This window comes from Kitasatospora sp. NPDC028961, from assembly GCF_055564815.1.
This window is the reverse complement of the sequence record NZ_JBVHVO010000011.1, coordinates 95,291-104,954: the sequence shown is the minus strand read 5'-3', so window position 1 is coordinate 104,954 and position 9,664 is coordinate 95,291. Positions and strand designations below refer to the sequence as shown.

General features: G+C 74.4%; 1 protein-coding gene. It reads right to left on the bottom strand.

The features are described from left to right. Positions 1-48: 48 nt before the first annotated feature. A complete protein-coding gene (locus ACZ4UX_RS20970; protein ID WP_465707768.1) occupies positions 49-9,663 on the bottom strand; it encodes a type I polyketide synthase in 9,615 nt (3,204 codons plus the stop codon). Between the last annotated feature and the right edge of the window lies 1 nt (position 9,664).

Genomic DNA, 9,664 nt, shown 5'->3' with positions numbered 1-9,664 from the left:
TCCAGTCTGTGAAACGCATGCCTGCCATCCGCGCACACGGACAACCACTTACCTGCCGAGTTCCTTGTGGATGAACTCGAATATCTCGTCGTCCGTCGCGGACCCGATCTTCTCCGCGACCGCCTGGGTTTCCGTGGGAGCACCAACCTCCATCCACTGGGAAAGGAGCTCCTGCAGGCGATCGGTGATCAATTGATGCGTCTTCTCGTCCGGCGCCGCCCCGGTCAGCACCGACCCGAGCCGGTCGACCTCCTCCACCAGGGACACCGGACCGGACCCGTCCCGGAACTCCTCGTTCCAGAGGTACTCGGCCACCGCCGCCGGGGTGGGGCAGTCGAACAGCAGCGTGGCCGGCAGCTGCAGGCCGGTGGCGGCGCCGAGCCGGTTGCGCAGCTCCACCGAGGTCAGCGAGTCGAAGCCCAGGTCGCTGAAGGCCCGGGTGGCCTCCACGGCCTCGGGGGACGCGTAGTCGAGCACCGCGGCCGCCTGCGCCTGGACCAGCTTGACCAGCGTCCGGTTCTGCTCGGCCCGGGTCAGGCCCGCCAGTTGCTCCCGCAGGGACGCGCCCGCGTCCGGGTCGGCGGCCGCACCGGCCCCCGCCCCGGCCAGCGCCGCGACGACCTCGGGCAGCCCCTCGATCAGCGGGCTGCGCCGGCGCAGCGTGAACGGCGGGGCGAACCGCGCCCAGTCCACGTCGGCGATCGTGACGGAGCCCTCGCGGCCGTCCAGGATCTGGGCCAGCGCCTGGACGGCGTGGTCCTGGTCCATGACCATCAGGCCGCCCCGGGCCATCCAGGCGCCGGTGTCGGCATCGGTCATCCCGCCGCCGCCCCACGGCCCCCAGGCCACCGAGGTGGCGGGCAGCCCCTGCGCCCGGCGGTGCTCGGCCAGGCCGTCCAGGAAGGTGTTGGCCGCGGCGTAGGCGGGCTGGACGCTGCTGCCCCAGGTCGCCGAGATCGACGAGAAGAGCACGAACGCGTCCAGGTCCAGGCCCCTGGTCAGCTCGTCCAGGTGCACGGCGCCCCCGGCCTTGGCGGCCAGTACGGCGGCCGTCTCGGCCAGGTCGGTGTCCTCGACCGTGGTGGCCTGTCCGAGGCCCGCGGTGTGCATCACCGAGGACAGCGCGGGGCCGGTCACGGCGATCCGGTCGAGCAGCCCGGCCAGCCCGGACCGGTCGCTCACGTCGCACGCGACGACGTCCACCCGGCTGCCCCGGGCGGCCAGTTCGGCCGCCTGTGCGGCGACCCCGGCGGCGCCGGCGCCGGACCGGCTGGTCAGCACGAGCCGCTCGGCGCCCCGGCCGGCCAGCCAGCGGGCCACGTGCCCGCCGATGGCGCCGGTGCCTCCGGTGACCAGGACGGTCCCGGTCGGCGTCCACGGCCGCTCCGCCGGGCGGGGGTGCGGGGCGCGGGTCAGCCGTCGGGCCAGGATCCCGGCCGGACGGATCGCGACCTGGTCCTCGCCGCACCCGGCCAGCACCGCGGCCAGCCGTCCCGCGGCCTGCTCGTCGACCGTCCCGGGGAGGTCGATCGACCCGCCCCAGCGGTCCGGGTGCTCCAGGGCGACGACCCGCCCCAGACCCCACACCTGCGTCTGCACCGGGCTCGCCGGTCCGGTGCCCGGCCCACCGGCCACCGCACCGGAGGTAACCACCCAGAGCGGCGCGTCCACCTCGGCGGAGCCCAGCGCCTGCACCAGGCTCAGCGTCGCGGCGAGGCCCCGGGGCACCACCGGGTGCTCCGGCACCGGCGCCTCGTCCAGGCCCAGCAGCGACAGCACCCCGGCGAAGCCGGACTCCGGCCGCACCGCGCGGATCCGCTCGGCCAGCTGCTTCCGGTCGGCCTCGGCCGTGATCTCCAGGACGACGGGCTCGGCGCCGCGGGCGGTCAGCGCCGCCGTGCAGCCCCGGGCCACCTCGCCGTCGGTCTCCCCGGCGGGGAGCACCACCAGCCACGACCCGGACAGCCGGGCGGGAGCGGGGTCGGCGACCGGCGCCCAGCTGACGCGGTAGCGCCAGTTCTCCGTGACCGAGCGGTCCTGCTCCCGGCGACGCCAGGTCGCCAGGGCGGGCAGCACGGTGCTGAGCTGCTGCTGGTCCTCGATCGCCAGGGTGTCCGCGAGCCGGGCCAGGTCGCCGCCCTCGACGGCGGCCCAGAACTGCGCTTCCGCGGCCGTGCTCGCACCGTCGCCACCGACGGGGGACGCCGTCGCGGCGGCCTGGAGCCAGTAGTGCTGGTGCTGGAAGGCGTAGGTCGGCAGCTCCAGCGCCTCGGCGGCGGGCAGCACGACCTTCCAGTCCACCGACAGGCCGCCGACGTAGGCCTGGGCGAGCGAGGTGAGGAGGCGGGTAGCGCCCGCGTTGTCACGCTCCAGCGTGCCCACCGTCAGGACGTCGGCGACACCGGCGTCCTCGGCCGTCTCCGCCACCGCCGCCGTCAGCACCGGATGGGTCGACACCTCCACGAACGAGCCGTAACCACCACCCAGCAGGGTGCGAACGGCCTCCTCGAAACGGACCATCCGCCGCAGGTTCGCGAACCAGTAGCCCGCGTCGACCTCGGTACCGGACACCCACTCGCCCGTCACCGTCGAGATCATCGGAACGCGACCCGTCTGCGGGACGATCCCGGCCAACTCCGCCGCCAGCACCGCCTCCAACGGCTCCACCGCCGGCGAATGCGCCACGAAGTCCGTCGCCGGAATCCGCCACCGCAGCACCTTGCGCGAAGCCAACTCACGCTCGAACTCCGACAACGCCTCCGGCTCACCCGACACCACCACCGCAGCAGGGCCGTTGACTGCGGCGACCGACAGGCGCTCGCCCCAGCCCTCGACGATCTCCCGCACCGCCTGCGACGGCATCACCACCGACACCATCGAACCCTGCACCGACAGACTCGTCAGCGCCCGAGCCCGCACCGCCACCACCCGCGCGCCGTCCTCCAGGCTGAGCATCCCGGCCACCGTGGCGGCGGCGATCTCGCCCTGGGAGTGACCCACTACGGCGTCCGGCGTCACACCGGCGGCCTCCCAGACCGCCGCCAGCGACACCATCACCGCCCACAGCACCGGCTGCACCACGTCTGCCGCGTCCAGAGCGGGCGCACCCGGCGCACCCGCCAGAACCTCACTGAGCGACCAGTCCACATACGGCGCCAGCGCCGCCTCACACTCCGCCAGGCGCGCCGCGAACACCGGACTGCACAGGGCCAGTTCACGGCCCATGCCAACCCACTGCGCGCCCTGACCCGCAAACACGAACGCCGTCCGACCACCCGAACGGGCAACCCCCGACACCACCCCGGCCGCACCCGACCCGGCCACCAGGCTGCCCAGCCCGGACACCAGCTCCTCACGACCACCGCCGACCACGACCGCCCGGTGCTCGAACACCGACCGCGTCGCCGCCAACGACCACGCCACATCCACCGGCTCCACCGACGGCCGCGCCACCGCCCAGTCGTACAACCGGCCCGCCTGAGCCGTCAGCCCCTGCGCCGACCGACCCGACACCACCCACGCGGCAGCACCGCCGGGCACGACCACCGCGGGAGCGACCGGAGCCTGAGCCGCCTCGGTGGCGACCGGAGCCGGGGCCTCCTCCAGGATGACGTGCGCGTTGGTACCGCTCATCCCGAACGACGAGACACCGGCACGACGCACCCGGTTCTCGGCCGACCACGGCACCGCCTCGGTCAGCAGCTCCACCTCACCGGCCGACCAGTCGATGTGCGGCGAGCGCTCGGCGGCGTGCAGCGTCGCCGGCAGCTCCCGGTGCTGGAGGGCCAGCACCATCTTGATCACCCCGGCCACACCGGCCGCGGCCTGGGTGTGCCCGATGTTCGACTTCACCGAACCCAGCCGCAACGGCCCCTGGCCGCCCCGCTCCTGGCCGTAGGTGGCCAGCAGTGCCTGCGCCTCGATCGGGTCGCCCAGCGGGGTCCCCGTGCCGTGCGCCTCCACCACGTCGACCTCGTCGGCACGGACCCCGGCGTTCGCCAGCGCCGCGCGGATCACCCGCTGCTGCGAGGGACCGTTCGGCGCGGTCAGACCGTTGGACGCACCGTCCTGGTTGGTCGCGCTGCCGCGGATCACCGCGAGCACCCGGTGCCCGTTGCGCTGCGCGTCCGACAGCCGCTCCACGACCACCATGCCCGCGCCCTCGCCCAGGCCCATGCCGTCGGCCTCCGCCGAGAACGGCTTGCACCGGCCGTCCGGCGCCAGCCCCATCTGCCGGCTGAACTGGTCGAACAGCAGCGGGTTGGCCGCCACCATGACGCCGCCCGCCAGGGCCAGCGTGCACTCCCCGGAGCGCACCGCCTGCGCGGCCAGGTGCAGCGCCACCAGCGACGAGGAGCACGCGGTGTCGACCGTCACGGCCGGACCCTCCAGGCCCAGCACGTACGACACCCGGCCGGAGACCACGCTGGTCGAGATCCCCGTGACGAGGTGCCCGTCCAGTTCGCCCTCCAGTCCGGAGCTCCAGCCGTAGCCGGAGGCGGAGGCGCCCGCGAACACGCCGGTCGCCGAACCGCGCAGCGACGCCGGGTCCAGTCCGGCCCGCTCCAGCGCCTCCCAGGCCACTTCGAGCAGCAGCCGCTGCTGCGGGTCCATCGACAACGCCTCGCGCGGGCTGATCCCGAAGAACCCCGCGTCGAAGCCGGTCGCGTCGTAGACGAAGCCGCCCGCCCGGACGGGCCCGCCGTCGGCCGCGTCGGCGGTGTCCTCGATGACCCAGCCCCGGTCCTCCGGCAGTACGGAGATGGCGTCGGTCCGGGCGGTCACCAAGTCCCACAGCGCCTCCGGGCCGGTCACCCCGCCCGGGTAGCGGCACGCCATGCCGACGATCGCCAGCGGCTCGTCACTCGCCGCCGCCACCACCGGAGCACTCTGCGCGCCGTCGGGGACGCCGGCCAGCTGCACCAACAGGAACTCGGCGGCGGCCGTGGGGGTGGGCGCGTCGAACATCAGCGTGGCGGGCAGCTGCAGGCCGGTGGCGGCGCCGAGCCGGTTGCGCAGCTCCACCGAGGTCAGCGAGTCGAAGCCCAGGTCGCTGAAGGCCCGGGTGGCCTCGACGGCCTCGGGCGACGGGTAGTCCAGCACGGAGGCCGCCTGGGTCTGCACCAGGTTGACCAGCAGCCGGTTCTGCTCGATGCGCGACAGGCCGGCCAGCTGCCGCCGCCAGGACGCGCTCGCATCCGAGCCCGCGGCCGGGTCGGCCCCGCCGGCCTCCGGCAGGTCACCGGCCAGGGCCTGCCGGACCTCGGGCAGGTTCTCGATCAGCGGGCTGGGCCGGCGCAGCGTGAACGGCGGGGCGAACCGCGCCCAGTCGATGTCGGCGACCGTCAGCTGGGGCTCGCCGCCGTCCAGGACCTGGGCCAGCGCCTGGACGGCGTGGTCCTTGTCCATGACGATCAGCCCGCGGCGGCTGCCCTGGGCGGCACCCGCCTCGTCGGTCATCCCGCCGCCGCCCCACGAACCCCACGCCACCGAGGTGGCGGTCAGGCCCTGGGACCGGCGGTGCTCGGCCAGGCCGTCCAGGAAGGTGTTGGCCGCGGCGTAGGCGGGCTGGAGACCACTGCCCCAGGTCGCCGCAATCGAGGAGAAGAGCACGAAGGCGTCCAGGTCCAGGCCCCTGGTCAGCTCGTCCAGGTGGACGGCGCCCGAGGCCTTGGCGGCCAGCACGGCGGCCGTCTCGGCCAGGTCGGTCTCGTGCACGGTGGTGTGCTGGACGACACCGGCGGCGTGCATCACCGCGGACAGCGCGGGGCCGGTCGCGGCGATCCGGTCGAGCAGCCCGGCCAGGTCGGACCGGTCGGCCGCGTCGCAGGCGACGACGTCCACGTGGCTGCCCCGGGCCGCCAGTCCGGCGACCTTCGCGGCCAGACCGGCGGCGCCGGCCCCGGACCTGCTGGTCAGCACGAGCCGCTTGGCTCCCCGGTCGGCCAGCCAGCCGGCCACGTGTCCACCGATCGCGCCGGTGCCTCCGGTGACCAGGACGGTCCCGGTGGGCGTCCACTGCTCGGCGTGGGCGCGGGGCCGGTCGGCCCGGCCGAGCCGGCGGCCGAAGACCGCGGCCGGACGGATCGCGACCTGGTCCTCGCCGCACCCGGCCAGCACCGCGGCCAGCCGTCCCGCGGCCTGCTCGTCGAACGCGGCCGGAAGGTCGATCATCCCGCCCCAGCGGTCGGGGTGTTCCAGTCCGACGACCCGGCCGAAGCCCCAGATCTGGGTCTGCAGCGGGTTCGTCAGCGCCTCCTCCGGCGTCGCCGCGACGGCGCCGCGGGTGAGCACCCACAGCGGTGCGCCGACGCCCGCGTCGCCCAGCGCCTGCACCACGGCCAGCGTGGCGGCGAAACCCCGGGTGACCGCCGGGTACTGGGGCACCGGTGTCTCGTCCAGGGCCAGCAGCGACACCACTCCGGCCGGCACCTCGTCGCCCGGCAGGGCCCCGCCGATGATGGCGGCCACGTCCTGCCGGTCCGTGACACCGGCCGGTACCTCGGCGACCGTGACATCGGCGCCACGGGCGGTCAGGGCCCGGACGCAGTCCTGCGTCAGCTCGTCGTCGGCCCGGTCGGCGAGCACCAGCCAGCGGCCGGTGAGCGCGGTCGGGGCGGGGTCGGCGACCGGCGCCCAGCTGACGCGGTAGCGCCAGTTCTCCGTCGCCGACCGGTCGAGCTCGCGGCGGCGCCACGAGGTCAGCGCCTCCAGGACCTCGCCGAGCGAGCGGCGGTCGTCCAGCTCCAGCTCCTCGGCGAGGTGCGCCAGGTCGCCACCCTCGACGGCGGCCCAGAACCGGGCCTCGACGGCCGTGCTCGCACCGTCGCCACCGACCGGGACGACGGTCGCGGCCGAGGGCTCCAGCCAGTACCGCTGCTTCTGGAAGGCGTAGGTCGGCAGCTCCACCACCTCGGCGGCGGGCAGCACGACCTTCCAGTCCACCGCGAGACCGCCGACGTAGGCCTGGGCGAGCGAAGTGAGGAGGCGGGTGGCGCCCGCGTTGTCACGCTCCAGCGTGCCCACCGTCAGGACGTCGGCGACACCGGCGTCCTCGGCCGTCTCCGCCACCGCCGCCGTCAGCACCGGATGGGTCGACACCTCCACGAACGAGCCGTAACCACCGCCCAGCAGGGTGCGAACGGCCTCCTCGAAGCGGACCATCCGCCGCAGGTTCGCGAACCAGTAGGCCGCGTCGACCTCGGTGCCGGACAGCCACTCGCCCGTCACCGTCGAGATCATCGGAACGCGACCCGTCTGCGGGACGATCCCGGCCAACTCCGCCGCCAGCACCGCCTCCAACGGCTCCACCGCCGGCGAATGCGCCACGAAGTCCGTCGCCGGAATCCGCCACCGCAGCACCTTGCGCGAGGCCAACTCACGCTCGAACTCCGACAACGCCTCCGGCTCACCCGACACCACCACCGCAGCAGGGCCGTTGACTGCGGCGACCGACAGGCGCTCGCCCCAGCCCTCGACGATCTCCCGCACCGCCTGCGACGGCATCACCACCGACACCATCGAACCCTGCACCGACAGACTCGTCAGCGCCCGAGCCCGCACCGCCACCACCCGCGCGCCGTCCTCCAGGGACAGCATCCCCGCCACCGTGGCGGCGGCGATCTCGCCCTGGGAGTGACCCACTACGGCGTCCGGCGTCACACCGGCGGCCTCCCAGACCGCCGCCAGCGACACCATCACCGCCCACAGCACCGGCTGCACCACGTCTGCCGCGTCCAGAGCGGGCGCACCCGGCGCACCCGCCAGAACCTCACCCAGCGACCAGTCCACATACGGCGCCAGCGCCGCCTCACACTCCGCCAGGCGCGCCGCGAACACCGGACTGCACAGGGCCAGTTCACGGCCCATGCCAAACCACTGCGCGCCCTGACCCGCAAACACGAACGCCGTCCGACCACCCGAACGGGCAACCCCCGACACCACCCCGGCCGCACCCGACCCGGCCACCAGGCCCTGAAGACCCGACACCAGCTCCTCACGACCACCACCGACCACGACCGCCCGGTGCTCGAACACCGACCGCGTCGCCGCCAACGACCACGCCACATCCACCGGATCCACCGACGGCCGCGCCGACACCCACTCCCGCAACCGGCCCGCCTGAGCCGTCAGCCCCTGCGCCGACCGACCCGACACCACCCACGCGGTGGACCCGTCGAGCTCCAGCAGGGCCGGAGCGACCGGTGCCGCCGCCACCTCCGCGGCCGGCTCGTCCAGGGCGTCCGCCTCGTCGGCGTCCCCGGCCGGCGTCTCCACCGTCTCGGCGTCCCCGGTCGGGGCCTCCTCCAGGATGATGTGGACGTTGGTGCCGCTCATTCCGAAGGCCGACACACCGGCCCGGCGCACCCGCTCCCCGACCGGCCACGGGACCGGCTCGGCCAGGAGCTCCACCTCACCGGCCGACCAGTCGACCTCCGGGGTCGGCTCCGCCACGTGGAGCGTCGCCGGCAGCCGCTCGTGCTGGAGCGCCAGCACCATCTTGATGATCCCGGCCATACCGGCGGCCTGCTGGGTGTGCCCGATGTTGGACTTCACCGACCCCAGCCACAGCGGCCGCTCCTCCGGCCGGTTCTGGCCGTAGGTGGCGAGCAGCGCCTGGGCCTCGATCGGGTCCCCGAGCGGGGTGCCCGTGCCGTGCGCCTCCACCACGTCGACGTCGGCCGTCGACAGCTTGGCGCTGGCCAGCGCCGCGCGGATCACGCGCTGCTGCGAGGGGCCGTTGGGAGCGGTCAGACCGTTGGAGGCGCCGTCCTGGTTGATCGCCGAACCGCGTACCACCGCGAGCACCCGGTGCCCGTTGCGGCGCGCGTCGGAGAGCTTCTCCACCACCACGACCCCGGCGCCCTCGGCGACGCCCATGCCGTCCGCCCCGGCCCCGAAGGTCTTGCAGCGCCCGTCCGGAGACAGTCCCAGCGAGCGGCTGAAGTCGGTGAACAGCACCGGGGTGGCCGCCACGAACGCGCCGCCGACCAGGGCCATCGAGCACTCGCCGGAGCGCAGCGCCTGCGCGGCCAGGTGCAGCGAGACCAGCGACGACGAGCACGCGGTGTCGATCGTCACCGCCGGGCCCTCCAGGCCCAGCGTGTAGGACACCCGGCCGGACAGGATGCTGGTGGCGTTGCCGGTCATCACGTGGCCGTCGAGCTCGCCCTGCTTGCCCGTGATCCAGCCGTAGCCGGAGGCGGAGGCGCCCGCGAACACGCCGGTCGCCGAACCGCGCAGCGACGCGGGGTCGATCCCGGCCCGCTCCAGTGCCTCCCAGGCCACTTCGAGCAGCAGCCGCTGCTGCGGGTCCATCGACAGCGCCTCGCGCGGGCTGATCCCGAAGAACCCGGCGTCGAACTGGGTGGCGTCGTAGACGAAGTTGCCCGCCTGCACCTCCGCGGCGCCGGATCCGGGGTCGTCGGCGTCGCCGAAGGCCCACCCCCGGTCCTGGGGCAGTCCGGCCACCGATTCCCGCTGGGCGTCCAGCAGTTCCCACAGGGCTTCGGGGTCGCGTACCCCGCCGGGGAAGCGGCAGCTCATGCCGACGATGGCGATGGGCTCACCACCGGCCGTTTCCAGTTCCTGCAAACGTTGCCGGGTCTCGTGCAGATTAGCGGTCACCCGCTTGAGGAAGTAGCGGAGCTTCTCTTCGCTCACT